The following is a 25,854-nucleotide window of genomic DNA, read 5'->3' as shown; positions in this document are numbered from 1 at the left end:
TCGCGGGACGCTTTGCTCCTCGAGCCCTGCCCCCCGCGTTTTGACGCCCAGGCTGTCTGCAACAAGCCTGAGCGACCTTTTTGACTTACTTCTTACGCGAGTACTTCAGCGAATCCAGCGCCACGGCGAAGATAATGATGCCGCCCTTGATAATGTACTGCCAGTAAGGGTTCACGCCGATATAGGTCAGACCGTAGTTGATCACGGTAAAGATGAGCACGCCGGTCACTACGCCCGCAACCGTCCCTACGCCGCCGGCAAAAGAAACGCCGCCCACCACGCACGCCGCAATGGCGTCCAGCTCATACATAAAGCCGAGGTTGTTGGTGGCGCTGCCGATACGGCCCGCTTCCAGCATGCCGCCGAAGGCGTAGAACACGCCGGAAAGCGCATAGATCAGAATCAGGTTGAGGTTGACGTTAACGCCAGAGACTTTCGCCGCTTCCGGGTTGCCGCCGATAGCAAAAATATTCTTGCCAAAGCGGGTCTTGTTCCACAGGATCCAGATGAAAATGATGGCGGCAATCGCGTAGAAGGTGATGTAAGAGAGCTTGAAGTCGCCAAAGCGCAGGAAGCCCTGAGCGAACTTCGAGAAGCCGCTGTCAAACCCGGCAATCGGCGACGCGCCGACGAAATCGTAGTAGAGCGAGTTGATGCCGTAAACGATAATCATGGTGCCGAGCGTGGTAATAAACGGCGTCACCTTGAGGTAGGCGATGATCAGGCCATTCACCAGGCCGATCAGGCCGCCGATCGCGCACACCACCAGAATCACCACCGGAATTGGCACGGTATCCAGCGTCGGAAACACCTTATTGGCGTTATCCATCGCCTGCAGCAGCGTCGCCGCCACCACCGCCGCCAGACCGACCTGACGACCGGCCGACAGGTCGGTGCCCTGCGTAACGATCAGACCCGCCACGCCCAGCGCGATAATAATACGCACCGAGGATTGGGTCAGAATATTACTCAGGTTCATCAGGCTTAAAAATGTCGGATCCTGGAAAATAATAATAGCCAGCAAAACCAGCAGAACGACATAAATGCCGCCCTCTTTCAGCCAGGTTAGCGCATTCTTTTTAGTAGTCGCTTTCATGTTAACAGCCCTTGCTTCATTAAAGGTGTAATGACGCTAAACGCAATATTTCGTTCTGCGTGGTTGTCTTGGTATCTACAATGCCCGCTACCTGACCGTTGCTCATCACCAGAATACGATCGGTAATGCCCAACAGCTCCGGCATTTCGGAAGAGATAATAATGATGCCCTTCTCTTTCTTCGCCAGCTCGGCAATCAGCTGGTAAATTTCGAACTTCGCGCCGACGTCAATGCCGCGCGTCGGTTCGTCGAGCATCAATATTTCAGGCTGGGTCAGTAACCAGCGGCCGATAATCACCTTTTGCTGGTTGCCGCCCGAAAGCGATCCAATTTGCGTATGATGGCCCGGCGTTTTTACGCGCATGGCGTCGATAACCCACTGGGTATCGCTTTTCATCCGCTTATTATCGAGCAGCCCGATATTGTTTTTATACTTCTTGATATTGGAGATTAACGAGTTAAACCCGATATCGAGAAAGGCATAAATACCGGTCGAGCGGCGCTCTTCCGTCACCAGGGCGAAACCGTGGTTGATGGCTTCATTGGCGCTGTGGTTATTAATCGGCTTGCCGTGCAGCTTAATCGTGCCGCTCACCTTCTCGCGGATCCCGAACAGCGTTTCGACGATATCGGTACGCTTGGCGCCCACCAGCCCGGCGATGCCCAGAATCTCCCCTTTCCGCAAGTCGAACGAAACGTCGCGAATCGACGGCTGACGCAGCGACGTTAAATGGCGCACCTCAAGAATGGTTTCGCCCGGCACGTTGGTTTTGTTGGGAAAGCGCTGGTTCAGGGAACGGCCGACCATCATGGCGATGATCTTATCCATATCCAGCCCTTCCAGCGGCTGGGTGGCGATCCATTGACCGTCGCGCAGAATAGTGATCTCGTCGCACAGCTGGAAAATCTCTTCCATCTTGTGCGAGATATAAACAATGCCGCAGCCGCGATCTTTCAGCTTGCGAATAATGGTGAACAGGTGGTTCACCTCTTTCTCGGTCAGCGAAGAGGTCGGCTCGTCCATGATGACGATTTTGGCGTCATAAGAGAACGCCTTGGCGATTTCGATCATCTGCATCTGCGAAACAGAGAGCGTCGCCACTTTGTCGCGCGGATCGATATCGATATCCAGCTCGTCGAAAATCGCTTTGGTATCGCGATACATTTTTTCCTGATCGACGAACGGCCCTTTTTGCGGATAGCGGCCCAGCCACATATTGTCCATGACGGTGCGCTGTAATACCAGGTTCAGCTCCTGATGCACCATCGAAACGCCGTTTTCCAGCGCCTCTTTCGAACTTTTAAAATCGATTTCCTCACCCTGAAACAGGATGCTCCCCGTATCTTTTTTATAAATACCAAACAGGCATTTCAATAATGTCGATTTACCGGCGCCGTTTTCACCCATCAATGCATGAACGGAGTGAGGCCGCACTTTTAAATTCACATTATCTAAGGCTTTAACCCCTGGAAATGACTTAGAGACGTTCGTCATTTCCAGCAGATATTCACGCTGCGCGGTCGGATTATCACTGGCCATAATTTACCTGGCTAAAAAAAGCGTTGGTCACGTGAAAACAGGGCGCGGCTCAGCCGCGCCCGGACAGGATTACTTCTGGAACTGAGACAGGTTCTCTTTATCGACCGGCACGTAAGGCACGCGGACGATCTTATCGGCGATCTTATAGCTGGTGCCCTCGGTCGCGGCTTTGCCGTCCGCCAGGTTTTTCGCCATATCCAGCGTCGCTTTCGCCTGGTTCTCTGCATCGTTCAGCACGGTGCCCGCCAGCGCGCCCGACTTAACCAGCGCCAGCGCTTCCGGCAGCGCATCGACGCCGAACACCGGAATTGAAGTCTTGTTATGCGCTTTCAGCGCTTCGACGGCGCCCATCGCCATGGCGTCGTTGTTGGCGATCACCACTTCGATTTTGTTGGCGTTCGGGCCGGAGAGCCACGCATCCATCTTGTCTTTCGCCTGAGCGGTATCCCACATCGCGGTATCCATCGCCAGCTGCTGGGTCTTGATGCCGTCCTGATTCAGGGTATCGATAACGTATTTGGTGCGCGCTTCAGCATCCGGATGGCCCGGCTCGCCTTTCAGCAGCACGAACTGAATCTGGCCATCTTTGTTCAGGTCCCAGTTCGGCGACGCTTTCCAGTGCTTCTCGATCAGTTTGCCCTGAATAATGCCGGACTCTTTAGAGTCGGTGCCGACATAGTAGGCTTTGTCGTAGCTGGCCAGCACTTTCGCGTTCGGCTCTTTGTTGAAGAACACCACCGGCACGTCGTTGCCGCGCGCTTTATCAATCACCACGGCCGCCGCGGCCGGATCCACCAGGTTAATCGCCAGCGCCTTCACGCCTTTCGCCATCAGCACGTCGATCTGGTCGTTCTGTTTGGACTGGTCGTTCTGCGAGTCATTCATCAGCAGCTGTACGCCGCCGAGGGTTTTGGCCTCTTTCTCGATGTCCTTACGAACCATCGACATAAAGTTGTCGTCATACTTATAGATGGTCACGCCGATACGCGTGTCCGCTGCGTGTGCCGTTGCGCCGAACATCATGCTGGCAACCAAAGCTGTGAGCGTGAAAACCTTCTTATTCATGGTATCTCCGGTTTTTTGCAGGGTAGTACTGGCTCAGACGCGTCTGGCGCGCAGGAGCTTTCGGTAAAATAAGATTCGGCGAGTCGCAAAGAGGCGAGTGAGATCGCGCTGCCCCGCTGAATCGCCGTCCAGAAAACTGACTTCCATGTGCGACAACGCATCCTCAAGATGTGATGAACCTTTTCAACGGGTTGCTGAAACCACGCCTGCTGCGGTTAGTGCGGCGTTACATAATGTTTCAGTCCGGTAAGACGCTGCCATCATAGTGAGCGGCATGTTAATTAACTGTGAATACAATCACAGATTGAAAACGGTTACATGGCGCTATCGCCTGAATTAGTGACCGACTCCACATTTTGCCGCTGCGCCACGGAATGGCGACGCACCAGCGTCGGCATAAAGACGTGCTGCGCGCTGACGTCCAGCTGGCCCGCCGCGCCGCTCAGCGCCAGCTCGGTGGCGAGTTTGGCCATAGAAACAATGGGATAGCGCACCGTGGTGAGTTGAGGATCGGTGTAACGCGACATCGGGATATCATCGAAGCCGATGACGGAGAAATGCTGCGGCACCTGAATGCCATTATCTTTCAGCGCGGTAAGCGCGCCGGCCGCCATGCCGTCGTTATAGGCGAAAATAGCGCTGAGATGCACGTTGCGTCCCAGCAGTTCCACCATCGCCGCCTCGCCGCCCTGCATATCGGGCTCGGCGCTGGCGATCCAGCTCTCCTGCGGCCGAATCCCCTGCTCCGCCAGCGCCTGCTCCCAGCCTTCGCGCCGCTGCTGCACATCTTCGATGTCGTGACTGGAGCAGAGATAGCCGATGCGGCCGTGTCCCTGCTGCAGCAGCATGCGGGTCGCCATCAGGGCGCCCGCCACGTTATCCAGGCTGACGCAGCGATGGGCGAAGCCCGGCACGATGCGGTTGACCATCACCATGCCCGGCACCTGCTGCATAAACGAGGCGAGCTCTTCGTCTGAAAGCGTTTTCGCATGCACCACCAGCGCATTGCAGCGCTGACGGATCAGCACCTCGATCGCATGGCGCTCTTTATCTTCCTGATGCCAGGAGTTGCTGATCAGCACATGTTTGTGCAGGCGCTGGGCCACGGTGTCCACCGCTTTCACCAGCGCGCCGAAGAAGGGGTCGGAGACGTCCATCACCACGACGCCGATGGTGTCGCTGATCTGCGTTGCCAGCGCCTGCGCGTTGGCGTTGGGCCGGTAGCCCAGCGAATCCACCGCCTGCAGCACCGCGTCGCGCGTCTCCGCGGTAACGGCGCTGCTGTTATTCAGCACGCGCGAGACGGTCGCCACCGACACGCCAGCCAGACGGGCAACATCACGAATCGTTATCATGCAGCTGTTCCACAGAGGAAAAAAAGGCATCACGCCGGGAAGTAATCCGGCGCTATTCTGGCAGGCGCGGCGAGGCAGCAGCGTGAATCACGTCACACTCATGAAAACGGTTACATACAATTATGTAACCTTTGTGATGAACATCATTATCTGGATGAGGAGCGATGCGGCGTTTTGCCCGCCGCCAGCCGCGTCAGGCGACGCCATAGCCACTCCAGCGGGCCCTGCGGGAAAAAGCGCAGCCAAATCGTAGAGAAGAGAATATTGACCAGCCAGACAGCCGGCACAAACGCCAGCAGCTGCAGGCGATCGAAACGCATAAAGAGATCGAAGCGGTAGAACAGCGTGGTGCAGATCAGGGTTTGCAGCAGATAGTTGCTCAGCGCCATGCGGCCGACGCATTGAATCGCCGACGTGACGCGCCAGCGCGCCAGCTGCGGCCAGTAGCCGAGGATCAGCGCGGCGTAGCCGAGGCTGATAAAGGGACTGGCGAGATCGCGCGGCACCTGCAGGTAGAAGCCGCTCCAGCGAAACGACCAGTGCAGCATCCACTGCGTCGCTACCCCAAACAGGGCGATGGCATAGCCGACGGCCAGCAGAAGCGCGGCGCAGCGGCGGTAGTGGCGCAGGCTAAACTCGCCGGTCAGCCAGCCGCAGCGTAGCAGCGCGGCGCCCATCATCATCAGCCCGGCCAGCTGCCAGCCATACTGCGCCGCCAGCGCCATCAGGCTGGAGGAGAGATGGTCGAGGCGGTTCTGCACCGCCTCCCAGCCGCCGGCCAGCTTCCAGAAGCGTTCATACTCCAGGTCGGCCGCGCCGGGCAGCCACGAGCGGCTCGGCTCGGGATCGGAGATTGAGCCGAAGATCAGCAGCACGCCGCAGCCCACCAGGTAGAGCAGCGCGCCGGTATGAAACAGGCTGCGCGTCGAGGGCACGTCGCGCAGCATACGCCAGACGATAAGGCCGATAATGGCGTAATCGAGCAGGATATCCCCTTCCCACATCGCCACGGCGTGAAACAGGCCGATAAGCGCCAGCAGCGTCAGGCGCGCCGACAGCCAGCGGCCGCCGCGCGGCAGCTGAAGCTGCAGGCCCGCGCCAAACAGCAGCGCGAACAGGGTCAGGAATTTCAGCTGCGCCAGGATGTCGAGCACCGCCCAGGTCCAGACCTCGTCGGTTGCGGGATCGCCGCGCCAGGCGGGATTAAGATAGGCGGCGGAAGGCAAGGCGAAGCCGACGATATTGAGCAACAGAATGCCGAGGATGGCGCAGCCGCGAATGAAATCCAGCGCATGATAACGTTGCATAGCGATCCCTGTTGGCATAAAGCACCGCCGCCTGATGGCAGGCGGCGGCTAAGGCTGCTGGTAATCTTTAAATATGACGCACCGCGCGCAGGAACTCCTGACGGGTATTCTGGCTCGACTTAAACAGGCCGCCCAGCGAGGTGGTGGTGGTGGCGCTGGTGGCGTCTTTCACCCCGCGCGCTTTCACGCAGTAGTGCACCGCATCGATAGAGACCGCGACGTTATTGGTGCCGAGCAGCGTCTGCAGCGCTACCAGCACCTGCTGAGTCAGACGCTCCTGCACCTGCGGGCGCTGGGCGAAGAACTGCACGATGCGGTTGATCTTTGACAGGCCGATCACCTTCTCTTTCGGAATATAGGCCACGGTCGCTTTGCCGTCGATAATCACGAAGTGATGCTCGCAGGTGCTGGTCAGGGTGATATCGCGCACCGTCACCATCTCATCCACTTTCATCTTGTTTTCGATAACGGTGATCTTGGGGAAGTTAGCGTAATCCAGACCGGAAAAAACCTCGTCCACATACATTTTGGCGATGCGATGCGGCGTCTCCATCAGGCTGTCATCCTCAAGATCCAGATTCAGCAGCTGCATGACCTCGGTCATGTGGCCGGCGATCAGGCGCTTACGGGTTTCATCATCCATTTCACGCGTCGGCGCGCGTAACGGCGTTTCCAGGCCTCGCGCCAGCAGCGCTTCGTGAACCAGGATAGCTTCCTGACTAAGGGTGCTCATCGTACTCATCTCCGCAGGTGTAACGCCCGCCGGAGAGACCGGCGGGTTCAATTCTGAGCGCGTATTGTGAAGCTTTCCGCCAGGGTAATCCAGTAATCAATCCAATCGGCGATGAAAGCTTTTCACGACGATCGTCGCCACACCAGCAGTCCGGCCGCCGCCAGTCCCAGCCCGGCGATCCAGAGCGCCGGCTCCAGACGATGCAGCAGCGCGGTGGAGAGCGACGACAGCACCGGTCCCACCAGCTGTCCGACGGCGTAGCCGGTGGTCAGCAGCCCCGCCATATAGCGCGTGTGCTGCGGCGCCAGCTCGCGCGCATAGGCCAGCGCCAGCTGCACCACGCAGAGGAAGCCGCCGCCCACCAGCAGCGCGCCGAGCAGCAGGCCGCTAAAGCCGGGCAGCGCCGCCGCCGCCGCTACGCCCAGCGCCTGCGCCCAGAGCACATAAGCCAGTCGTTGGTTGTTGCTGGCGAGGCCGCGCGTCAGGATCCCCAGCGCGATGCCGACTATTGCCGCGCCGCCGAAGATCGGCCAGACGAACTGGGCGAAAGCGCCGTCGGGAAAGCGCGCCGCCGCCATCTGCGACAGAAAGGTGGCGGGCAGGATATAGCCGAAGCCCGCCAGGCTGTAGCTCAGCACCAGCCGCCGCAGGTCAGCGGTCAGCACCAGCGGATCCGGCGCCTGATCGGGACGATGCAGCTCGCCGACGCGGCGCGGCAAATTGCGCGCGATAGCGGCGATAATCAGCAGCGCCAGCAGGCCGTAGGCGGCCCACGCCAGCGAGGCGGACGCCTGCGAGGCATGCAGCTGTACCGCCAGCAGGCCGCTGATAAAGATGCCCGCGCCCGGTCCGGCGAATACCGCCGCCGACAGGCTGGGGCGCCCGTAATGATGCAGCTGCTCGCTGCTCCAGGCGGCGACCAGCACCAGCGCCACGCCGCTCGCCCAGCCGATTAAAAAGCGCACCGCCCCGTGCAGCCAGGGGCCGCTGACGCAGGCGGAAAGCAGCGTCAGCGTCACCGCCCCCCAGACGCCCAGCTGCAGGCGCAGCTCAACGCGCCGCCGCGCGCGCATCGCGTCAAAAGAGCCGCACAGATAGCCGAGATAATTGAGGGCCGCCACCAGACTGGCGCTGGTCAGCGTCAGCTGCCCGTCATGTATCATCAGCGGCATCTGCGGCGTAAAGGCGAAACGCCCGATGCCCATCACCACCACCAGCGCCAGAAAGGCGCTGAGCGCCACGCGAAAAGCCATATCCCTACTCCTGGGTTTCATTATCGCTTGCTTATAACATGCCAGCTTATTAAACTTACGAAAACTGAATAATTCACATCAAGTTGTTTACGGGAAGAGAATACATGGATCTTGTCCAGCTACGCATGTTCTGTTCCGTGGCCGAAACCGGTTCGCTGGCGCGCGCCGCGGAACAACTCCATCGCGTCCCTTCCAACCTCACCACGCGGCTGCGCCAGCTGGAAGAGGAGATGGGCGTCGATCTGTTTATACGCGAGAAACAGCGCCTTCGTCTGTCGCCGATGGGCCACAATTTCCTTAACTACGCGCAGCGCATCCTGGCGCTGAGCGACGAGGCGCTGAGCATGGCGCGCGCGGGTGAACCGGCCGGCAACTTCGCGCTCGGCTCAATGGAGAGCACCGCCGCGACGCGCCTGCCAGGCCTGCTGGCGGCCTATCATCAGCGCTTCCCGAAAGTGTCGTTGTCGCTGATCACCAGCACCTCCGGCGAGATTATCGACAAGGTGCGCGCAGGCACGCTGGCCGCCGCGCTGGTGGACGGTCCGGCGCCTTATGACGATCTCAACGGCTGCATCGCCTTTCGCGAAACCCTGACGCTGATCACCAGCCTGGATCATGCGCCGGTCGAGAGCGCGCGCGACACGCAAAACGACACCCTGTTCGCCTTTCGCAACAGCTGCTCCTATCGCGTGAAGCTGGAAGCCTGGTATCGCGAGAGCGGCGTCGCCCCTGCTAGCGTAATGGAGATCCAGTCTTACCACGCGATGATGGCCTGCGTGGCGGGCGGCGCCGGCGTGGCGATGATCCCCGAATCAGTGCTGAAGCAGATGCCTGAGCGCGCCCGCGTGCAGGCGCATCAGCTGCCGGCGGCGTATCGCGACACCGCCACCTGGCTGATGTGGCGTCGCGACGCCTTTACGCCCAACGTCGAAGCGCTGAAGTATTTGATTATTGATATGTTCGACGACCGCCCGCAGGACGACCAGCTGCTGCATCCGCTGCAGCTGGCAGAGTAATTGCCGATTACGCGCTATTTTTATTGATATCACGACCCACGGACGCGTCCAGACCGGCGCGTCCCTATCTGACCGCAAGAGGGATTGCATGAACATGATTAAAACTCGCGCCGCCGTTGCCTGGGCTGCTGGCGAACCGCTGAAAATCGAAGAAGTGGATTTGATGCCCCCGCAGAAAGGCGAAGTGCTGGTGCGCATCGTCGCTACCGGCGTGTGCCATACCGATGCCTATACCCTGTCCGGCAAAGATCCGGAAGGCGTATTTCCGGCCATCCTCGGCCATGAAGGCGGCGGCGTGGTAGAAGCGGTCGGCGAAGGCGTCACCAGCGTTGAAGTCGGCGATCACGTGATCCCGCTGTACACCCCGGAGTGCGGCAAGTGCAAATTCTGCCTGTCGGGTAAAACCAACCTCTGCCAGGCGATCCGCGCCACCCAGGGCAAAGGCCTGATGCCAGATGGCACCACGCGCTTCTTTAAAGACGGCAAGCCGATTTTCCACTACATGGGCACCTCGACCTTCTCCGAGTACACCGTGGTGCCGGAAATTTCGCTGGCGAAAATCAGCAAAGAGGCGCCGCTGGAAGAAGTTTGTCTGCTGGGCTGCGGCGTGACCACCGGCATGGGCGCGGTGATGAATACCGCCAAAGTGAAAGAAGGCGATACCGTGGCGATTTTCGGCCTCGGCGGCATCGGCCTGTCGGCGATTATCGGCGCGAAGATGGCGAAAGCGGGACGCATCATCGCTATCGACATCAACACCAGCAAATTCGACCTGGCGCGCAAGCTGGGCGCGACCGACCTGGTGAACCCGAAAGATCATGAGAAGCCGATTCAGGAAGTCATTGTCGAGATGACCGACGGCGGCGTCGATTTCTCCTTTGAGTGCATCGGCAACGTCAACGTGATGCGTTCCGCGCTGGAGTGCTGTCATAAAGGCTGGGGCGAATCGGTGATTATCGGCGTGGCCGGCGCGGGCGAAGAGATCTCAACCCGTCCGTTCCAGCTGGTGACCGGTCGCGTCTGGCGCGGTTCCGCCTTCGGCGGCGTGAAGGGCCGCTCGCAGCTGCCGGGCATCGTGCAGGATTACCTCGACGGCAAATTCGCGCTGAACGACTTTATTACCCACACCATGCCGCTGGAAGAGATCAACGACGCTTTCGATCTCATGCATGAAGGGAAGTCGATCCGTTCGGTGGTGCACTTTAACAAGTAATCGGGAGGCGATATGGCATCCACGCTGGAACTGCTGGAAGAACACCGGATGTTCGGCGGCTGGCAGCAACGCTGGCGACATCAGTCAGCCGCGCTTAACTGCCCGATGACCTTCAGCATTTTTTTGCCCGGTCCGAAAGGCGACACGCCGCCGCCTGCGGTGTGGTTTCTGGCAGGCCTGACCTGCACGGATGAGAACTTCAGCACCAAATCCGGGGCGCAGCGCGTCGCGGCGGAGCTGGGTCTGGTGCTGATTATGCCGGACACCAGCCCGCGCGGCGAGGCGGTCGCCAACGACGAGGCTTACGATCTCGGCCAGGGCGCGGGGTTTTACCTTAACGCGACCCAGGCGCCCTGGTCGGCGCACTTTCGCATGTTCGACTACCTGAGTCAGGAGCTGCCGGCGCTGATCGCCAGCAACTTCAATATCAGCGAGCGGCAGTCGATTATGGGGCATTCGATGGGCGGCCACGGCGCGCTGATGCTGGCGCTGCGTCTCGGCAACCGCTTTGCGTCGGCGTCGGCCTTTGCGCCTATCGTGAATCCAGCCGAGGTGCCCTGGGGGCAGAAAGCGTTCAGCGCTTACCTGGGCGAGGATCGCGCGGCCTGGCGCGAATACGACAGCTGCGCGCTGATGCGCGAGGTGCAGTCGCGCTTGCCGATCCTGATCGATCAGGGCGACAGCGATCAGTTCCTGGCGGATCAGCTGCAGCCGGAGCGGCTGGATGCGGTGGCGAAAGAGGTTGGATTCCCGCTGACGCTGCGCGTGCAGCCGGGCTATGACCACAGCTACTACTTCATCGCGACCTTCGTCGAGGATCATCTGCGCTTCCACGCGCAGCACTTGCTGGTGTAGGTCGTTCAGGGCCGCATCGCGGCCCTGAACGTTTGGCAAGGTGTGCAGCCGACAGGCATTGCGCACACGCGATTGGCATGGCCCGATCGCAAAGACGCAAAAAACGGCATCCCTGCCAGCTCGGCCCGCGACATTCGCACCTCATCCCTGAGGTGCGCCCGTCACCGGGCTAACGCGCTGCGTTGTGCAAAAACGCTCCCGACGTTTTTGTCCCTGTCGCGGGACGCTTTGCTCTTCGGGCCATGCCAACCACGTTCTCAACTCCGCTGCGCGCGGTTTAAACCAGCCCCGAGCCGACCAGCCCGTCAATCATCACCTGCGGCATCCCCTGCGAGCAGCGTTCGATACGCCCTTTCACGCCGTACACCTGCGCCAGCGTCTCCGGCGTAATCACCTGCTCCGGCACGCCGTCCGCTATCAATGCGCCCTCTTTCAGCATCAGCGCATGGTGCGCATGCCGTAAGGCGATATTGATGTCGTGCACTACCACCACGGTGACGATATTGCGCTGGGCGGTTTCGCGACGCACCAGATCCATCACGTGAAACTGATAATTCAGGTCCAGCGCGCTCAGCGGCTCATCCAGCAGCAGCAGCTCCGGACGACGGATCAGCGACTGCGCCAGACCGACCAGCTGTTTCTGCCCGCCTGAAAGCTGATCGAGATAGCGCATCGCCAGATGCGAAATGCCGAGCTGCTCCAGCAGATACATCACTTCCGCCTCGCTGGCGGCGTTATGCAAACCGCCCGAAGCGCGCTGCGCCACGATAATCGATTCCAGCACGTGCAGATGCACGCCCGCAGGCAGCGTCTGCGGCAGATAGACCACGCGCTGGGCGCGACGCGCGAACGGCTGCTGCATCAGCTCTTCGCCGTTAAGCCACAGCTCGCCCTGCCCTTTGTTCAGCCCGGCCAGCGCGCGCAGCAGCGTCGACTTGCCGCAGCCGTTCGGCCCCAGCAGCACGGTGATCTGGCCGCGCGGCAGCAGCGCCACGCTGAGGTTTTCAATCACCTTGCGTTTGGGATAGCCCGCCGTGAACCCTTTTAACGTCAGACCCTGAGTCATACATTCCCCCGATGGCGCAGAATAATGCTCAGGAAGAACGGCACGCCGACCAGCGAAGTGACGATGCCGACCGGAATAATCACGCCGGGAATGAGGTTTTTGGAGGCGACCGACGCCATAGAGAGCACCAGCGCGCCGGTCAGGGCGCTGGCGGGCAGATAGTAGCGATGATCTTCGCCGAAGATCATGCGGGCGATATGCGGCGCGACCAGCCCGATAAAGCCGATCGGCCCGACAAAGGCGACCGCCAGCGCAGAGAGAATACTGATGCGCAGCAGCGTCGCCAGGCGCAGGCGGCGCACGTCGATGCCGAAGCTGACGGCGCGATCTTCGCCGAGGCGCAGCGCGGTCAGCTTCCAGCTGCTGAGCAGCGAGAACGGCAGCAGCAGCGCGAAGGCGGCGCTCAGCACGCCGAGTTTCTCCCAGGAGGCGCGCGCCAGGCTGCCCATTGTCCAGAACACCAGCCCCTGCAGGGTATCTTCGCTGGCGATAAACTGCATCATCGACACCAGCGCGTTAAAGGTGAACACCAGCGCGATGCCGAACAGCACCACGCCCGAGGTGGAGACCCGCGTCCAGCGCGTGACGCCGTCGAGCATCAGCGCGGCGAACAGCGCGAACACAAAGGCGTTGGCGGAGATGAGCCACTGATCCGGCACGCCGGGAATGCCGATGCCAAGAATAATCGCCAGCGCCGCGCCGAACGCCGCCGCCGAAGAGACGCCGAGGGTAAAGGGGCTGGCCAGCGGGTTGTTGAGGATGGTTTGCATCTCGGCGCCCGCCAGTCCGAGGCAAAAGCCGACCACTACCGCCATCAGCGCGTAGGGTAAACGAATATCCCAGACGATGACGCGCGTGCCGGCGTCAACCGTGGCGGGATGGAGCAGCGATTGCCAGAGAGTCGACAGCGAGAGGCCGGCCGGGCCAAGGGTAAAGTCCAGCACCAGCGAGGCGATAATCGCCAGCACCAGCACGGCAATCATCAGCATGCGGCGGCGCAGTACCTGATGATAGCGGCCCATAGCGCCCTGCGCGGGCAGAGTTGAGTCCGTCATAAAAAGCCTGTTTTAAGGGTTCGGTCGAAAACGCTGCCACAATAGAGCAGATGATAATAATTATCAATTCTCCAACCTAAACAAAACGGCATCTTAACGAAAAAAGCGCGGCCGGGCCGCGCTTGCTGCGTTGGTTAGCTTCACTCTTTATGTGTCGGGAAGTCCATCTCGCTGTACTTCACGAAGCGGGTGCCGCGGGTCAGCTTATAGCCCATCCAGATCAGCAGAAACAGCGGCAGGCCGATATAGGTGGCGGCGACGCCGTACCAGTCGATGCTGTCGTTGAGGAACGCCTGATAGTTTTGGCCCAGCGTGATAATCAGACAGAGCACGAAGGCGAAAATCGGGCCGAGCGGGAAAAAGCCCGAGCGGTACGGCAGGTCGTCCAGGCTGCGGCCCTGCTTGATATAGCCGCGACGGAAGCGATAGTGGCTGATGGCGATGCCCAGCCAGGCGATAAAGCCGGTCATGCCCGAGGTATTGAGCAGCCAGAGATAAACCTCCTGATTGCCGAACTTCGAGGTCAGGAAGCAGAGGCCCGCCACGACGGTGGTCGCCAGCAGCGCGTTGCGCGGCACGCCGCCTTTCGACAGCCGGGCGAAAATGCGCGGCGCTTTGCCTTCGCTCGCCAGGTTATAGAGCATGCGCGTCGAGGCGTACATGCCGGAGTTGCCCGCCGACAGCACCGAAGTCAGGATCACCGCGTTCATTACCGCCGCCGCCGAGAGCAGACCCGCGTTCTGGAATACCAGGGTAAAGGGGCTGACGCTGATGTCGGTCACGTCGTTGTGCAGCAGTTGCGGATCGGTATAAGGCAGGATCAGGCTGATAATCAGAATAGCGAAGATATAAAACAGCAGAATACGCCAGAACACCTGGCGCACCGCGCGCGGAATGTTTTTCGCCGGATCTTCTGATTCGCCCGCCGCGATGCCGATCAGTTCGGTGCCCTGAAAAGAGAAGCCGACAATCATCGCCACGCCGATCATTGCGGCGAATCCGCCAGCGAAGGGCGCGTCGCCGACCTGCCAGTTATGCCAGCCGGCATGCTCGCCGCCGCGCAGGATGCCCACGATCATCAGTACGCCGACCACGATAAAGATAATCACGGTCGCCACCTTGATTAGCGAGAACCAGTACTCTGCTTCGCCAAAGCCTTTTACCGAAATAACGTTAAGCAGGAACATCAGGCCGAGGAACAGCGCGCTCCAGATCCAGCCCGGCGTATCGGGAAACCAGTAGTTCATCACCAGCTGCGACGCGACGAGATCCACGGCGATGGTCACCGCCCAGTTGTACCAGTAGTTCCAGCCGAGAGCGAAACCAAAGCCCTCTTCCACATATTTTGCGCCGTAGGTGGCGAAGGAGCCGGAAACCGGCATAAAGGCCGCCAGCTCGCCGAGGCTGGTCATCAGAAAGTAGACCATCAGGCCAATCAGCGCGTAGGAGAGCAGCGCGCCGCCCGGCCCCGCCTGGGAGATGGTGGCGCCGGAGGCCACGAACAGGCCGGTGCCGATCGATCCGCCGATGGCGATCATCGTCAGGTGACGCGCCTTTAACTCGCGTCGTAACGCAGGTTGTTGTGTTGTATTTGTGTCGTTATGCATGTGTAAACACTAGGCTCGCTAAAAATGAGGCGCGATTGTAGCAATTCACCCTGCGCTGTATAGCATTGACGCCGTGTTATTAGTTACCTTCATGATCGCCGCTGAATTATAAGCAAAAACCTCTTGCGGCTACTCTCGGCAGTAGGAGAGAAAACGGTCCAGCGCTCTGGAAAGGTGCTTCTGACGGTGATGAATGCGGTACAGGGTACGCGTCAGCCGCGGCAGCGGAATCGTCAGCTCCACTAAGGAGCCCGCCTCCAGCAGATCGGCGATCACGCGCCGCGACAGACAGCTGATGCCCATATTGTGCCGCACCGCATGCTTGATCGCCTCGGAGTTGCCCAGCTCCATGCCCAGCTGAAAAGCGGGCAGGTGCGAAAGCAGCAGATAGTCGACGATTTCACGCGTGCCGGACCCGTGCTCGCGCAGGATCCAGGGGGCGTTGCCGAGACTCTCCAGCGTCACCGGCTGGCGCAGGATCTCCGCATCGGGCGCGGCAAAGACCACCAGCTCATCCTCCAGCCAGGCATCGCTTACCAGCTCGGTCATATGGCACGGCCCTTCGATCAGGCCGACGTCGACGCGAAAATCGGCCACCGCGTTGATCACATCCTGGCTGTTGCCGACGCTCAACTCCAGCGGCAGGCCGGGAAAGTCGCGGCGATAGGCGGCTATCATGCCCGGTAGCAGGTAATTGCCGATGGTGCTGCTGGCGTAGATGCGGATCGCGCCGTTGTCTTCTTTGAACAGCTGTTCGATTTCGCCCGCCTGCTCCAGCAGGCCAACGGCGCGCGGATAGAGCAAGCGGCCGTGTTCGTTGAGCACCAGCCGCTTGCCGACGCGATCGAACAGCTGCACGCCAAGCTGGCCTTCCAGATCCGCCAGCGCCGCGCTCACCGCCGACTGCGAGAGCGCCAGCACCTGCGAAGCCTGCGTGGTCGAGCCGCTTTTCAGCACTTCGGTAAAAACTTCTATCTGCCGCAGCGTGATATGCATGGGCTCTCCTTACATCGCGTAGCGCTGGACAAGGTAGTACAGCACCGCCAGCCAGATCAGCACCATCAGAAACAGGCCGAAGCCGCTGACCACTTTTTTGCCGCGCGCCCGCTGCACTTCGGCGCGCTCAGCGCTGCCGATGCGGACGTCGCGCGGCAGCAGACGCAGCAGGATCAGCACGCCGAGCGGAATGATAATCGCATCGTCGAGCAGGCCGACGATGGGGATGAAATCGGGGATCAGATCGATGGGGCTGAGCGCATAGGCCACCAGCCCGAAGGCCAGCAGCTTGAACCACCATGGGGTGCGCGGGTCACGGCAGGCGAACCACAGCGTCAGCACATCTTTTTTGATCAGAGCGGCCCAGCGGCGCAAACGTCCAAACAACATTTTTCGGCCTTATCGTTTTATCTGGTTAATTATAAATATATTATCAATTTCACTTTTAAGCCAGCGCGGCGCATGCTTTGCCCGACATAAGGAGCAGATTATGACAGAGCTGACTTTTCCTCGACTTCCCTTTTTTATTCATCACCGCTTTCCCGGCCTGCTGCTGACCGCTGCGATTGCCGGCGGTGCCGCCTGGCTGGCGCAGCGCCCGGAGATCGCCGGTCTGGGCCTCGGCGCGCTGACGCTGGCGATTATGCTCGGCATTCTGGTCGGCAACACGCTTTACCCTTCTCTCGCCCCGCACTGCGACGCGGGCGTGCTGCTGGCGAAGCAGAAGCTGTTGCGCCTCGGCGTGATTCTGTTCGGTTTTCGCATTACGCTGCAGCAGATCGCCGATGTCGGCGCGAGCGGCGTGCTGATCGACGTGCTGACGCTGAGCTCGACCTTCTTTATTACCTGTCTGCTGGGCATAAAGCTGCTGAAGCTTGACCGCGAAACGGTCTGGCTGATCGGCGCGGGCAGCAGCATCTGCGGTGCGGCGGCGGTGCTCGCGACCGAGCCGGTGGTGAAAGCGTCGCCGACGAAAGTGGCGGTGGCGGTGGCGACCGTGGTGCTGTACGGCACCCTCGCGATCCTGATCTATCCCCCGCTCTGGCTGCTGGCGCAGCACTACTTCCCTCAGCTGAGCGTCGCGCAGTTCGGCATCTTTACCGGTTCGACCATCCATGAGGTGGCGCAGGTGGTGGCGGCCGGTCATGCGGTAGGTCCGGTGGCGGAGAACAGCGCGGTGATCGCTAAAATGCTGCGCGTCATGATGCTGGCGCCGTTTCTGCTCTGCCTGAGCGGCTGGCTGCGCCGCGCGCCGCAGCAAACGCCGCGCCAGGGCATCGCGTTTCCCTGGTTCGCGCTCGGTTTCATCGGCGTGGCGCTGTTCAACTCGCTGCATCTGCTGCCGGCCGCCTGGGTCGCCGATATTAATCAGGTCGCTAACCTGCTGCTGGCGATGGCGATGGCGGCGCTCGGCCTCACCACGCGCTTCGGCGCGCTGCGTCAGGCAGGCGTGAAACCGCTGCTGCTGGGGCTGATGGTATTCGTCTGGCTGATCGTCGGCGGCGGCGCCATCAATCTGCTGGCGCAGCATTTCTTGCATTAGACGCATCGGGTATGATGCGGGCTTCTTTTAGTCAGCCTTTTCTGGAGAAGCGGCATGAAATATATCGGCGCACACGTCAGCGCGTCTGGCGGCGTAGAGCAGGCAGTGATTCGTGCCCATGAACTGGAAGCCACCGCGTTTGCCCTGTTTACCAAGAATCAGCGGCAGTGGAAGGCGGCCCCGCTTTCGGCGGAGACCATCGACGCCTTCAAGGCCGCCTGCGAAAAATATCATTTTGGCCCGCAGCAGATCCTGCCGCACGACAGCTTTCTGATTAACCTGGGCCATCCGGAAGCGGAGCCGCTGGAGAAGTCGCGCGCCGCTTTTATCGACGAGATGCAGCGCGCCGAGCAGCTCGGTCTGACGCTGCTTAACTTCCATCCCGGCAGCCATCTGAACAAGATAGACGAAGAGGCGTGCCTGAAGCGCATCGCCGAGTCGGTGAATATCGCGCTGGATAAGACCTCGCAGGTGGTGGCGGTCATCGAGAATACCGCCGGCCAGGGCAGCAACCTCGGCTTTCGCTTTGAACATCTGGCGACCATTATCGAGCACGTCGAGGATAAATCGCGCGTCGGCGTCTGTATCGATACCTGTCATGCCTTCGCGGGCGGCTACGATCTGCGTACCGAAGAGGCGTGCGAAGAGACCTTCGCCGAGTTCGAGCGCATCGTCGGCTTCCAGTATTTGCGCGGCATGCACCTTAATGACGCCAAGAGCGCCTTCGGCAGCCGCGTTGATCGTCATCACAGCCTTGGCGAAGGCAATATCGGCAAAACGCCGTTTAGCTGGCTGATGAAGGATGCGCGCTTTGATGGTATTCCGCTGATTCTGGAAACCATTAATCCGGATATCTGGAAAGATGAGATCGCCTGGCTAAAGGCAGAGCAGAAGAGTTAAAACCGCCTTGCTGCCTGCACACCGCACAAAGGTTAACAAGCGGGTGGCATGGGCCGAAGAGCGAAGCGTCCCGCGCCATGGACAAAAACGCCGGGAGCCTGTTTGAACAACGCCAGGCGTTGGCCCGGGAACGGGCGCGCCTCAGGGATGAGGTGCGTAGACGCGTGGGCCGAGCTGGCAAGGATGCCGTCTTTTGCGTCTTTGCGATCGGGCCATGCCACCCGCGCAGGCACGAAAGAAAAAGGGAGCCGCATGGCTCCCTTTTTCTTATAGCAAGGATCAGGCTTTCGCCAGCTCCTCTTCCGGGCGTTTCAGGATGGCATAGCTCAGTCCCGCCACCGCCGTGCCGACGATAATCGATACCAGGTAGCCCAGCACCGGCGTAATCGCGCCAGGGATAAGCAGCACGAACAGGCCGCCGTGCGGCGCCATCAGCTTCGCGCCGATATACATCGAGATAGCGCCGGTCAGTGCGCCGCCGACGATACAGCACGGCAGTACGCGCATCGGATCGCGTGCCGCAAACGGGATCGCGCCTTCAGAGATAAAGCAGAGGCCGAGCACCAGCGCCGCTTTACCGCCCTCCTGCTGACCTTTGTTGAACTTACGGCGCGCCACCAGCGTTGCAACGCCCATCGCCAGCGGAGGCACCATACCCGCAGCCATAATTGCCGCCATCGGCGCGTAGGTCTGCGAACTCAGCAGGCCGACGCCGAAAGCGTAGGCCACTTTATTCACCGGACCGCCCATATCGGTACACATCATGCCGCCCAGAATCGCGCCCAGCAGCACCGCGTTCGCCGTGCCCATGTTCGCCAGCCAGGCAGTCAGGCCGGTCATGATCGCCGCAACCGGTTTGCCCACCACGTAGATCATCAGAAGGCCGGTAATCAGGCTGGCCACCAGCGGAATAATCAGAATAGGCTTCAACGCTTCCATACTCTGCGGCAGCTTGAGCTTGCCGCTGATCAGCTTAGCCGCATAACCGGCGATGAAACCGGCAATGATGCCGCCGAGGAAGCCGGCGTTAATGCTGGTGGCGATCATGCCGCCAATCAGGCCCGGCGTCAGGCCCGGACGATCGGCAATAGAGAACGCGATAAAGCCCGCCAGCACCGGCACCATCAGCGCAAAGGCGCTGCCGCCGCCGATCTGCATCAGCGCCGCCGCCAGCGTGCCCGGCTCTTTAAAGGCGGTAATGCCGAAGGCGAAGGAGAGCGCAATGCTCAGGCCGCCCGCCACCACCATCGGCAGCATATAGGAGACGCCGGTCAGCAGGTGACGGTAAGCGCCCGCTTTCTCTTTTTTCTCTTCCTGCGGCTCGCCGCTCTGCGCGCCGGCAGCTTTGTAAGGTCTGGCTTCAGCCACCGCCTTATCCAGCTCCTGCGCCGTCTTCTTCAGCGCCAGACCGGTTGAGGTGCGGTACATCGGCTTACCGGCGAACTTCGCCAGGTCGACCTCGATATCCGCCGCCACGATCACCAGATCGGCCGCCGCCACTTCTTCCGGCGTAATCGCGTTGCCTGCGCCGACGGAGCCGCGGGTTTCCACTTTCACCCACCAGCCGCGTTTGGTCGCTTCCGCCTGGATCGCTTCGGCGGCCATAAAGGTGTGCGCCACGCCGGTCGGACAGGCGGTGACCGCGACAATACGTTTTTGCGCGTTCGGCTGCACAGCCGTCGGCGCCGCAGCCGTTGCGACGGCCGCCGGCTGCCAGGGTTTAGCTTCCGCTTTCGCCTGGGCAAGGAACTGCTCGGGCGCGCGCACCGCCTGCTGCGCATCGCCCAGCCAGACAGATTTGCCGTTCAGCGCGGCGTCGTTCGGCAGCTCGCGGCCGAGGACGATCGCCAGCTCCGCTTCCGCCGGGTTGTCCGTAAAGGAGAAACCCGCCTGCGCGGCGGCGGCAGTCAGGCGCTGTTGCGCCATCCAGGCCGAGGCCTGGCCAATAGAAGGATCTTTTATCAGCAGCGTTTTCATTATCGCTCTCCTGCTGTCAGTTAACGGGTTGTAAGTCGACGCGCGCCATCATCGCGGCCAACTGGGTACGATCGGTAACGCCGACGTTGCTCTGGCTGACGGCCATGGCCGCCACCGCCGTCGCAAGACGCAGCGTGTGTTCGCTGGATTCGCGCATCAGCAGGCCGTAAATCAGGCCGCCGACCATTGAGTCGCCCGCGCCCACGGTGCTGACCACTTCGCACGCCGGCGGCCTGGCGATCCATTCGCCTGAGGCGTTGACCCAGAGGGCGCCCTCCGCGCCCAGCGAAATCACCACATGGGCGATGCCCTGCTCGCGCAGCTCATGCGCCGCGCCAATCACATCCTGCAGCGTCGGCAGTTTGCGCCCTGCCCAGATTTCCAGCTCGCGGCGGTTAGGCTTCACCAGCCATGGCGCGGCTTTCAGGCCCGCTACCAGCGCTTCGCGGCTGCTGTCGAAAATTATGCACGGGCAGTGGGTGCGCAGGTCGCTCATCCAGCGGGTAAAGGCTTCCGGCTGGACGCCTGCCGGCAGGCTGCCGCTGACGCACACCATGTCGAACTGGCCGAGCCAGGTCAGCGAATCGCTGGTAAAGCGATCCCAGTCCTGCTGGCTTACGTCAAAGCCGGAGAAGTTAAGATCGGTCACGTCGTTGTTCTGCTCGGTGAGCTTGACGTTGATGCGCGTGCGGCCCGGCACCACCTGAAAACGGTTAGCAATGCCCAGCTCGCTGAACAGCTGCTGAAAGCCGTCCTGATTCTCTTTGCCGAGGAAGCCGCCTACCGTGACGTCAATGCCGAGATCTTTCAGCACTTTCGCCACGTTGATGCCTTTGCCGGCCGCATGCAGGCCGGTGGTTTTCACCAGGTTGACCTCGCCGCGCTCGATCTCCGGGACGAAGCCCACCAGATCGTAAGCGGGATTCAGCGTAATAGTTGCGACGCGTCTGCTCATGCTGCCCCCTCGCCGAGGCCGGAATTAATCGCCTCTTCGATGGCGGTCAACGCCTGCTGCGCATCTTCGCCGCTGGCGGTAAAGCGCAGGCGATGGCCTTTCTTCACGCCCAGCGCCACCACTTTCATCAGGCTGCGGCCGTTAGCCGGTTTGCCGCTGCCGTCGAGGTTGGTGACGGTGATATCACTGTTGAACTGCTTGATCACGCTGACCAGCGCCGTGCCGGGACGCGCGTGCAGCCCGTGCTCGTTGCGAATGGTGAACTCTGCGCTCAGCACTTCGGCCTGCTCGTCTACTTCGCTGGTCAGCAGCGCGTAGACGCCTGCCGCGTCCGCTTTCAGCAGGCGATCCGCCTTGCCGTTCTGCAGCAGCGTGCTGAGATAGCTCAGCACCTCCAGCGGTCGCTCGTCGACGGCGGATACCGTGACCAGCAGCGCCACTTTCTCGCCCTGATATTCGCCCGGCGCGGCGGCGCGGCTGACCGCGACCGCGCTGCGCAGGTTGCCGCGGCTGCTGTCGCTCAGCCAGATGCCCTGACCCAGGCTCAGCGGCGTCGCGGCCATTACGTCGGCCACAAAGCTGGCGTCCACCGCGCCTGCGGCCTGCAGGCGGCCGGCATTCAGCGCCTGCAGCGTAATCAGGTCGCTGGCGGCGACGTCTAAGGTAATCAGCGAGGTGTCGAAGCTGAATTCGGCCGCCTGTTTTTCGCCCATCAGCAGCGCGCGCAGATCTTCCGCCGAGGCGGTTTTGAGCTGTTCGGCGACGCTGTCGTCGCTCAGCACGTGCGTCAGCTGACGCAGCAGCGCCAGGTGTTCGTCAGATTTCGCCGCGATGCCGATCGCCACATAGGCGGTCTGATCTTCGCCCCAGGCGACGCCCTGCGGAAACTGAAACACCTGCACGCCGGTTTTCTGCACCAGGTCGCGCGTATCGGTGGTGCCGTGCGGAATGGCGATGCCGTTGCCCAGAAAAGTTGAGGTCTGCTGCTCGCGCGCCAGCATGCCGTTGACATAGCCTTCCGCTACGTTGCCCGCTGCGGTCAGCGCCGCCGCGACCTGACGGATCGCCTCTTCTTTATTTTGTGCGCTGGCTCCGGTGTGGATGGCCTGCAATTCGAGCTGGAACATATTTCTCCTCGCTTACTGAAATTGAATCGTTTCAGCCTGGTGGCCGTTTAAAGCGCGGCGACGGGGCGCAAAGCGCGTCTCTGCCGCGCTGAAACGTTTCAAGGAGTCTGGTACAGCCCATGATGCCATGCAAGAAAATGCGTAAAATGCGTAGCAGATTTTTGACGTTACGCACACTTCATAATGGAAGGAGTAAGAATAACCTCAGGGAGCTGAAGGCGCGCTGTAAGGGTGTGCACAGGCTACGGCGCACGCGTCAGCAACTTCAGCTCGGTCAGGGCGCGGTGTCCGCTTCCAGCTGCAGCAGATAGACCATCGCGTCGTGGCGCGTGGCGCCGCACATATCGCGCGACGGCTGCAAACCGGCGCAAACGGCGGGCCGCAGCGGCGAGCCGAACAGTTTGCAGCGCAGATCGGCGTCAAGCTGAACGCAAGGGGTATTGGCGGGTTTGCCCTGAGGCATGCCGGGGATCGGCGAAGAGATCGAAGGCGCGGTACAGCAGGCGCCGCACTGACTACGGCATTGCATGATGCGCTCCAGCGAGAGTTGAACCGCGACAATAGCAGGCCGCGCGCGCGAAAGCCATGTCTGCGTCATCGCGCGCATTTTTTCCGGCGCCATATTGCCTGTTTACCCCGGCGCGAGTAACGTGGCGCGCATCGGAGTCCTTCTTTAAGCGAGAGTTGCAATGCCAAGAGCGAATGAGATCAAAAAAGGAATGGCGGTAAGCTGGAACGGCAAGCTGCTGATGGTTAAAGATATCGATATTCAGAGTCCCAGCGCGCGCGGCGCCGTAACGCTGTATAAGATGCGCTTCACCGATATCCGTACCGGGCTGAAGGTGGAAGAGCGTTTTAAAGGCGACGATATTCTGGACGTTATTCAGCTCAGCCGCCGCAGCGTCACCTTCTCTTATATCGACGGCGACGAATACGTTTTCATGGATGACGAGGACTACACGCCCTATTCGTTCAAAAAAGATCAGATTGAAGAAGAGCTGCTGTTTATTCCTGAAGGCGGCATTCCGGGCATCCAGGTGCTGACGATGGACGGCCAGGTGCTGGCGCTCGAGCTGCCGCAGACCGTGGATATGGAAATCGTCGATACCGCGCCGGGCATCAAAGGCGCTTCCGCCAGCGCGCGCACCAAACCGGCCGGCATGAGCACCGGTCTGAGCATTCAGGTGCCGGAATACCTGAGCAACGGCGATCGCATCCGCATTCATATCGCCGAGCGCCGCTATATGAGCCGTGCTGACTAACAGATCCTGCTTGTGTTATAAAGTAACATTATGGCCGCTTTCGCGGCCATTCTCTTTTAAGGAGGCAGGAGCATGACGCGCGTTAATCTTATTACTGGCTTTCTCGGCAGCGGCAAAACCACCCTGCTGCGCCATCTGCTGGCCCGCAAGCCGGCGCAGGAAAACTGGGCGATTCTGGTTAATGAATTCGGCGAAATCGGCATCGACGGCGCGCTGCTGCGCGACAGCGGCGCGGCATTAAAGGAGATCCCCGGCGGCTGCATGTGCTGCGTCAACGGCCTGCCAATGCAGGTGGGACTGAATATGCTGCTAAAGCAGAACCGCCCGGATCGCCTGCTGATCGAACCCACCGGTCTCGGGCACCCGCGTCAGCTGCTGGAGATGCTGAGCGCGCCGGTTTATCAGCCGCTTCTGCAGCTTAACGCCACGCTGACGCTGCTCGACGCTCGCCAGCTCGCCCATGCGCGGGTGACGGCCAATGAAAATTTTCGCGATCAGCTGGCGGCGGCGGACGTGATTATCGGCAATAAAAGCGACCGCTGGGACGAAAACGATCGCCAGCGCCTGCATCAGTGGCAGGAGGCGATGCTTAACGGCCGCGCTTTTATCGAAACGCGCTTCGGCGCTGTCGATGCGGCGCTGCTCGATCTCCCGCGCACAAACCGTCAAGCGCTGCCGCAGCCCGCGCATCATCATGCCCATCCTCAACGCGATAGCGGCCTCGCCGCGCTGCGCCTCGATGGCGAGGCGCGCTGGCGCCGGGCGCTAAATGAAGGCCAGGGCTACGCAGCCTGCGGCTGGATCTTTGACGGGGCGACGCGTTTCGACGGCGCCGCGCTGCTGGCGTGGGCGCGTCTCGCCCCGGTCGAGCGCATTAAAGGGGTGCTGCGCACGCCGGACGGCACGCTGCGCCTCAACGGTCAGCACGGCGATGTGCAGGTCGAAACCCTGACCGCCGATGCGCCCGACAGCCGTATTGAACTGATCCATTCGCAGCCTGTGGACTGGAATCGTTTGCAGTCTCAGCTGTTGAGGCTTCGTTTAAACTGGCCAGGTTAGTTTCCCCTGTTAATTTTTATTTGAGTGAATACGATGCGCGCAACTCGTTTTGTCACAATAGTGCTGCTCAACGCGCTTGGCGTTGTTCTCTTTCTCTCCTGGTATCTGCCGCCCGATCACGGTTTCTGGGCGGGCATCGATAAAGGGATCTTCTTCAGCTTCAATAACCAGATGGTCGATCACCCTGGCTTTGCCCTGCTGGTGGCGATCGCTAACTTCCGCGGCTTCGATTTGGTGTCGCTGCTGGCGATGGGGGCGCTCTATCTCGTCTACTGGCGTCGCGAAACGCCGCCGGGCCGCCGCCGCATGCTGGCGATTGGCATCACCATGCTGCTCAGCGCGGTTATTCTCAACCAGCTCGGCCACCTGCTGCCGGTGCAGCATAAAAGTCCGACGCTGTTTTTTGAAAACGCCCATCGCGTCAGCGAGCTGACCGGCATTCCCGCCAAGGACGCCTCGTCCAACAGCTTCCCTGGCGATCACGGCATGATGCTGATGATTTTCGCTTGTTTTATGTGGCGCTATTTCGGCTTCCGCGCCTTTCTTGCCGGCGCCGCTATCGTGGTGATTTTCGCCCTGCCGCGCGTGATGGCGGGCGCGCACTGGTTTACCGACATCGCCGTCGGCTCGCTTTCGGTGCTGCTGGTGGGACTGAGCTGGGTGCTGCTGACGCCGCTGAGCGACGCGATTGTCAGCTTCTTCTACCGCAAACTGCCCGGCAAATATAAGCCTGAATAGCCGCAGGTAATTAAATCTCAAATCTATTGATAAGCGCGGAGTGAAGAATGGCCCTATTCTTCTCTCTCCGCGCTTATTAAAATCCCGCCAGTATTATTAGCAAGCTAATCATCTAGCGATATATAGAAAATATTAT

The 25,854-nt window shown here is 60.6% G+C and carries 24 protein-coding genes; 8 read left to right on the top strand and 16 right to left on the bottom strand.

What is annotated here, in order from left to right; genetic code table 11:
- Positions 1–85: 85 nt before the first annotated feature.
- The 7 genes from mglC to HA46_RS09280 all read right to left on the bottom strand — a co-directional run bounded on the left by mglC (position 86) and on the right by HA46_RS09280 (position 8,349).
- Positions 86–1,096 (bottom strand): galactose/methyl galactoside ABC transporter permease MglC, encoded by a 1,011-nt coding sequence (mglC, locus tag HA46_RS09310; RefSeq protein WP_084883813.1) that lies wholly within the window; start codon positions 1,094–1,096, stop codon positions 86–88.
- A 19-nt stretch (positions 1,097–1,115) separates the two neighbouring features.
- Positions 1,116–2,636, bottom strand: coding sequence for a galactose/methyl galactoside ABC transporter ATP-binding protein MglA (gene mglA / locus HA46_RS09305; protein WP_033791577.1), 1,521 nt, complete (start codon positions 2,634–2,636; stop codon positions 1,116–1,118).
- Between the two features lie 69 nt (positions 2,637–2,705).
- On the bottom strand, positions 2,706–3,701 hold the full coding sequence (mglB, locus tag HA46_RS09300; RefSeq protein ID WP_084883810.1) for a galactose/glucose ABC transporter substrate-binding protein MglB: 996 nt from the start codon (positions 3,699–3,701) through the stop codon (positions 2,706–2,708).
- 314 nt (positions 3,702–4,015) lie between these two features.
- Positions 4,016–5,056 (bottom strand): HTH-type transcriptional regulator GalS, encoded by a 1,041-nt coding sequence (gene galS / locus HA46_RS09295; RefSeq protein ID WP_033791579.1) that lies wholly within the window; start codon positions 5,054–5,056, stop codon positions 4,016–4,018.
- 146 nt (positions 5,057–5,202) lie between these two features.
- Positions 5,203–6,363, bottom strand: a complete 1,161-nt coding sequence (gene yeiB / locus HA46_RS09290; protein ID WP_033791580.1) for a DUF418 domain-containing protein YeiB — start codon at positions 6,361–6,363, stop codon at positions 5,203–5,205.
- 67 nt (positions 6,364–6,430) lie between these two features.
- A complete protein-coding gene (gene folE, locus HA46_RS09285; RefSeq protein ID WP_033750312.1) occupies positions 6,431–7,096 on the bottom strand; it encodes a GTP cyclohydrolase I FolE in 666 nt (221 codons plus the stop codon).
- 122 nt (positions 7,097–7,218) lie between these two features.
- Positions 7,219–8,349 carry a YbfB/YjiJ family MFS transporter gene (locus HA46_RS09280; RefSeq protein ID WP_084883808.1) on the bottom strand — a complete coding sequence of 377 codons (1,131 nt, stop codon included), beginning with the start codon at positions 8,347–8,349 and terminating at the stop codon, positions 7,219–7,221.
- Between the two features lie 104 nt (positions 8,350–8,453).
- Between HA46_RS09280 and ptrR the strand changes: the two genes are divergently transcribed.
- The 3 genes from ptrR to fghA all read left to right on the top strand — a co-directional run bounded on the left by ptrR (position 8,454) and on the right by fghA (position 11,433).
- Positions 8,454–9,365, top strand: coding sequence for a putrescine utilization regulator PtrR (ptrR, locus tag HA46_RS09275; RefSeq protein ID WP_084883806.1), 912 nt, complete (start codon positions 8,454–8,456; stop codon positions 9,363–9,365).
- An 88-nt stretch (positions 9,366–9,453) separates the two neighbouring features.
- Positions 9,454–10,578 (top strand): S-(hydroxymethyl)glutathione dehydrogenase/class III alcohol dehydrogenase, encoded by a 1,125-nt coding sequence (locus HA46_RS09270; RefSeq protein ID WP_033750320.1) that lies wholly within the window; start codon positions 9,454–9,456, stop codon positions 10,576–10,578.
- Between the two features lie 12 nt (positions 10,579–10,590).
- Positions 10,591–11,433 (top strand): S-formylglutathione hydrolase, encoded by an 843-nt coding sequence (gene fghA / locus HA46_RS09265; RefSeq protein WP_084883804.1) that lies wholly within the window; start codon positions 10,591–10,593, stop codon positions 11,431–11,433.
- Positions 11,434–11,710: 277 nt separating this feature from the next.
- On the opposite strand, the gene HA46_RS09260 is transcribed toward fghA, so the two are convergent.
- From HA46_RS09260 to HA46_RS09240, 5 genes are all read right to left on the bottom strand, one after another.
- Positions 11,711–12,499, bottom strand: coding sequence for an ABC transporter ATP-binding protein (locus HA46_RS09260; protein ID WP_033791584.1), 789 nt, complete (start codon positions 12,497–12,499; stop codon positions 11,711–11,713).
- Complete coding sequence (locus tag HA46_RS09255; RefSeq protein WP_033791585.1) at positions 12,496–13,554, bottom strand: FecCD family ABC transporter permease; 1,059 nt, start codon at positions 13,552–13,554, stop codon at positions 12,496–12,498. The genes HA46_RS09260 and HA46_RS09255 overlap by 4 nt, the downstream gene beginning before the upstream one ends.
- A 140-nt stretch (positions 13,555–13,694) precedes the next feature.
- Entirely contained in the window at positions 13,695–15,161 is a 1,467-nt protein-coding gene (locus HA46_RS09250) for an amino acid permease (RefSeq protein WP_033791586.1), read from the bottom strand.
- 129 nt (positions 15,162–15,290) lie between these two features.
- Positions 15,291–16,157 (bottom strand): DNA-binding transcriptional regulator YeiE, encoded by an 867-nt coding sequence (yieE, locus tag HA46_RS09245; protein WP_084883802.1) that lies wholly within the window; start codon positions 16,155–16,157, stop codon positions 15,291–15,293.
- A 9-nt stretch (positions 16,158–16,166) separates the two neighbouring features.
- Positions 16,167–16,547 (bottom strand): YkvA family protein, encoded by a 381-nt coding sequence (locus HA46_RS09240; protein WP_033791588.1) that lies wholly within the window; start codon positions 16,545–16,547, stop codon positions 16,167–16,169.
- Positions 16,548–16,647: 100 nt separating this feature from the next.
- On the opposite strand from HA46_RS09240, the gene HA46_RS09235 reads away from it, so the two are divergent.
- Positions 16,648–17,700 carry a YeiH family protein gene (locus tag HA46_RS09235; protein ID WP_084883800.1) on the top strand — a complete coding sequence of 351 codons (1,053 nt, stop codon included), beginning with the start codon at positions 16,648–16,650 and terminating at the stop codon, positions 17,698–17,700.
- Between the two features lie 54 nt (positions 17,701–17,754).
- Positions 17,755–18,600, top strand: coding sequence for a deoxyribonuclease IV (nfo, locus tag HA46_RS09230; protein ID WP_033791601.1), 846 nt, complete (start codon positions 17,755–17,757; stop codon positions 18,598–18,600).
- Positions 18,601–18,879: 279 nt separating this feature from the next.
- Here nfo and fruA read toward each other — a convergent pair whose 3' ends face one another.
- The 4 genes from fruA to HA46_RS09205 form a co-directional block, all read right to left on the bottom strand.
- The gene (gene fruA, locus HA46_RS09220) at positions 18,880–20,577 is read right to left on the bottom strand and encodes a PTS fructose transporter subunit IIBC (protein WP_033791602.1); all 1,698 of its coding nucleotides are present in this window, start codon (positions 20,575–20,577) and stop codon (positions 18,880–18,882) included.
- A 16-nt stretch (positions 20,578–20,593) separates the two neighbouring features.
- Positions 20,594–21,532 (bottom strand): 1-phosphofructokinase, encoded by a 939-nt coding sequence (gene fruK / locus HA46_RS09215; protein WP_033791603.1) that lies wholly within the window; start codon positions 21,530–21,532, stop codon positions 20,594–20,596.
- A complete protein-coding gene (fruB, locus tag HA46_RS09210) occupies positions 21,529–22,659 on the bottom strand; it encodes a fused PTS fructose transporter subunit IIA/HPr protein (protein ID WP_033791604.1) in 1,131 nt (376 codons plus the stop codon). The genes fruK and fruB overlap by 4 nt, the downstream gene beginning before the upstream one ends.
- Positions 22,660–22,933: 274 nt before the next feature.
- Complete coding sequence (locus tag HA46_RS09205) at positions 22,934–23,188, bottom strand: YkgJ family cysteine cluster protein (protein WP_033791692.1); 255 nt, start codon at positions 23,186–23,188, stop codon at positions 22,934–22,936.
- 160 nt (positions 23,189–23,348) lie between these two features.
- Between HA46_RS09205 and yeiP the strand changes: the two genes are divergently transcribed.
- The 3 genes from yeiP (at position 23,349) to HA46_RS09190 (ending at position 25,718) form a co-directional block, all read left to right on the top strand.
- Positions 23,349–23,921 carry an elongation factor P-like protein YeiP gene (gene yeiP, locus HA46_RS09200; protein WP_033750350.1) on the top strand — a complete coding sequence of 191 codons (573 nt, stop codon included), beginning with the start codon at positions 23,349–23,351 and terminating at the stop codon, positions 23,919–23,921.
- A 72-nt stretch (positions 23,922–23,993) separates the two neighbouring features.
- Positions 23,994–24,980 (top strand): CobW family GTP-binding protein, encoded by a 987-nt coding sequence (locus HA46_RS09195; RefSeq protein WP_084883796.1) that lies wholly within the window; start codon positions 23,994–23,996, stop codon positions 24,978–24,980.
- A gap of 33 nt (positions 24,981–25,013) precedes the next feature.
- Positions 25,014–25,718, top strand: coding sequence for a phosphatase PAP2 family protein (locus HA46_RS09190; RefSeq protein WP_084883794.1), 705 nt, complete (start codon positions 25,014–25,016; stop codon positions 25,716–25,718).
- Positions 25,719–25,854 lie beyond the last annotated feature (136 nt).

The organism is Pantoea septica, assembly GCF_002095575.1.
In the GTDB taxonomy this organism is placed as follows: domain Bacteria; phylum Pseudomonadota; class Gammaproteobacteria; order Enterobacterales; family Enterobacteriaceae; genus Pantoea; species Pantoea septica.
The sequence above is the reverse complement of the archived record's forward strand: the minus strand, read 5'-3'. Positions and strand labels throughout refer to the sequence as shown.

Excerpts from the sequence above, each read along its gene's own strand:
- HA46_RS09205 (WP_033791692.1), bottom strand. The coding sequence starts at position 23,188 with ATGCAATGCCGTAGTCAGTGCGGCGCCTGCTGTACCGCGCCTTCGATC.
- HA46_RS09195 (WP_084883796.1), top strand. The coding sequence starts at position 23,994 with ATGACGCGCGTTAATCTTATTACTGGCTTTCTCGGCAGCGGCAAAACC.
- nfo (WP_033791601.1), top strand. The coding sequence starts at position 17,755 with ATGAAATATATCGGCGCACACGTCAGCGCGTCTGGCGGCGTAGAGCAG.
- mglA (WP_033791577.1), bottom strand. The coding sequence starts at position 2,636 with ATGGCCAGTGATAATCCGACCGCGCAGCGTGAATATCTGCTGGAAATG.
- ptrR (WP_084883806.1), top strand. The coding sequence starts at position 8,454 with ATGGATCTTGTCCAGCTACGCATGTTCTGTTCCGTGGCCGAAACCGGT.
- HA46_RS09250 (WP_033791586.1), bottom strand. The coding sequence starts at position 15,161 with ATGCATAACGACACAAATACAACACAACAACCTGCGTTACGACGCGAG.
- yeiP (WP_033750350.1), top strand. The coding sequence starts at position 23,349 with ATGCCAAGAGCGAATGAGATCAAAAAAGGAATGGCGGTAAGCTGGAAC.
- fruB (WP_033791604.1), bottom strand. The coding sequence starts at position 22,659 with ATGTTCCAGCTCGAATTGCAGGCCATCCACACCGGAGCCAGCGCACAA.
- fruK (WP_033791603.1), bottom strand. The coding sequence starts at position 21,532 with ATGAGCAGACGCGTCGCAACTATTACGCTGAATCCCGCTTACGATCTG.
- HA46_RS09255 (WP_033791585.1), bottom strand. The coding sequence starts at position 13,554 with ATGACGGACTCAACTCTGCCCGCGCAGGGCGCTATGGGCCGCTATCAT.
- HA46_RS09235 (WP_084883800.1), top strand. The coding sequence starts at position 16,648 with ATGACAGAGCTGACTTTTCCTCGACTTCCCTTTTTTATTCATCACCGC.
- yeiB (WP_033791580.1), bottom strand. The coding sequence starts at position 6,363 with ATGCAACGTTATCATGCGCTGGATTTCATTCGCGGCTGCGCCATCCTC.
- mglC (WP_084883813.1), bottom strand. The coding sequence starts at position 1,096 with ATGAAAGCGACTACTAAAAAGAATGCGCTAACCTGGCTGAAAGAGGGC.
- HA46_RS09190 (WP_084883794.1), top strand. The coding sequence starts at position 25,014 with ATGCGCGCAACTCGTTTTGTCACAATAGTGCTGCTCAACGCGCTTGGC.
- fruA (WP_033791602.1), bottom strand. The coding sequence starts at position 20,577 with ATGAAAACGCTGCTGATAAAAGATCCTTCTATTGGCCAGGCCTCGGCC.
- galS (WP_033791579.1), bottom strand. The coding sequence starts at position 5,056 with ATGATAACGATTCGTGATGTTGCCCGTCTGGCTGGCGTGTCGGTGGCG.
- HA46_RS09240 (WP_033791588.1), bottom strand. The coding sequence starts at position 16,547 with ATGTTGTTTGGACGTTTGCGCCGCTGGGCCGCTCTGATCAAAAAAGAT.
- HA46_RS09270 (WP_033750320.1), top strand. The coding sequence starts at position 9,454 with ATGAACATGATTAAAACTCGCGCCGCCGTTGCCTGGGCTGCTGGCGAA.
- yieE (WP_084883802.1), bottom strand. The coding sequence starts at position 16,157 with ATGCATATCACGCTGCGGCAGATAGAAGTTTTTACCGAAGTGCTGAAA.
- HA46_RS09260 (WP_033791584.1), bottom strand. The coding sequence starts at position 12,499 with ATGACTCAGGGTCTGACGTTAAAAGGGTTCACGGCGGGCTATCCCAAA.
- HA46_RS09280 (WP_084883808.1), bottom strand. The coding sequence starts at position 8,349 with ATGGCTTTTCGCGTGGCGCTCAGCGCCTTTCTGGCGCTGGTGGTGGTG.
- mglB (WP_084883810.1), bottom strand. The coding sequence starts at position 3,701 with ATGAATAAGAAGGTTTTCACGCTCACAGCTTTGGTTGCCAGCATGATG.
- folE (WP_033750312.1), bottom strand. The coding sequence starts at position 7,096 with ATGAGCACCCTTAGTCAGGAAGCTATCCTGGTTCACGAAGCGCTGCTG.
- fghA (WP_084883804.1), top strand. The coding sequence starts at position 10,591 with ATGGCATCCACGCTGGAACTGCTGGAAGAACACCGGATGTTCGGCGGC.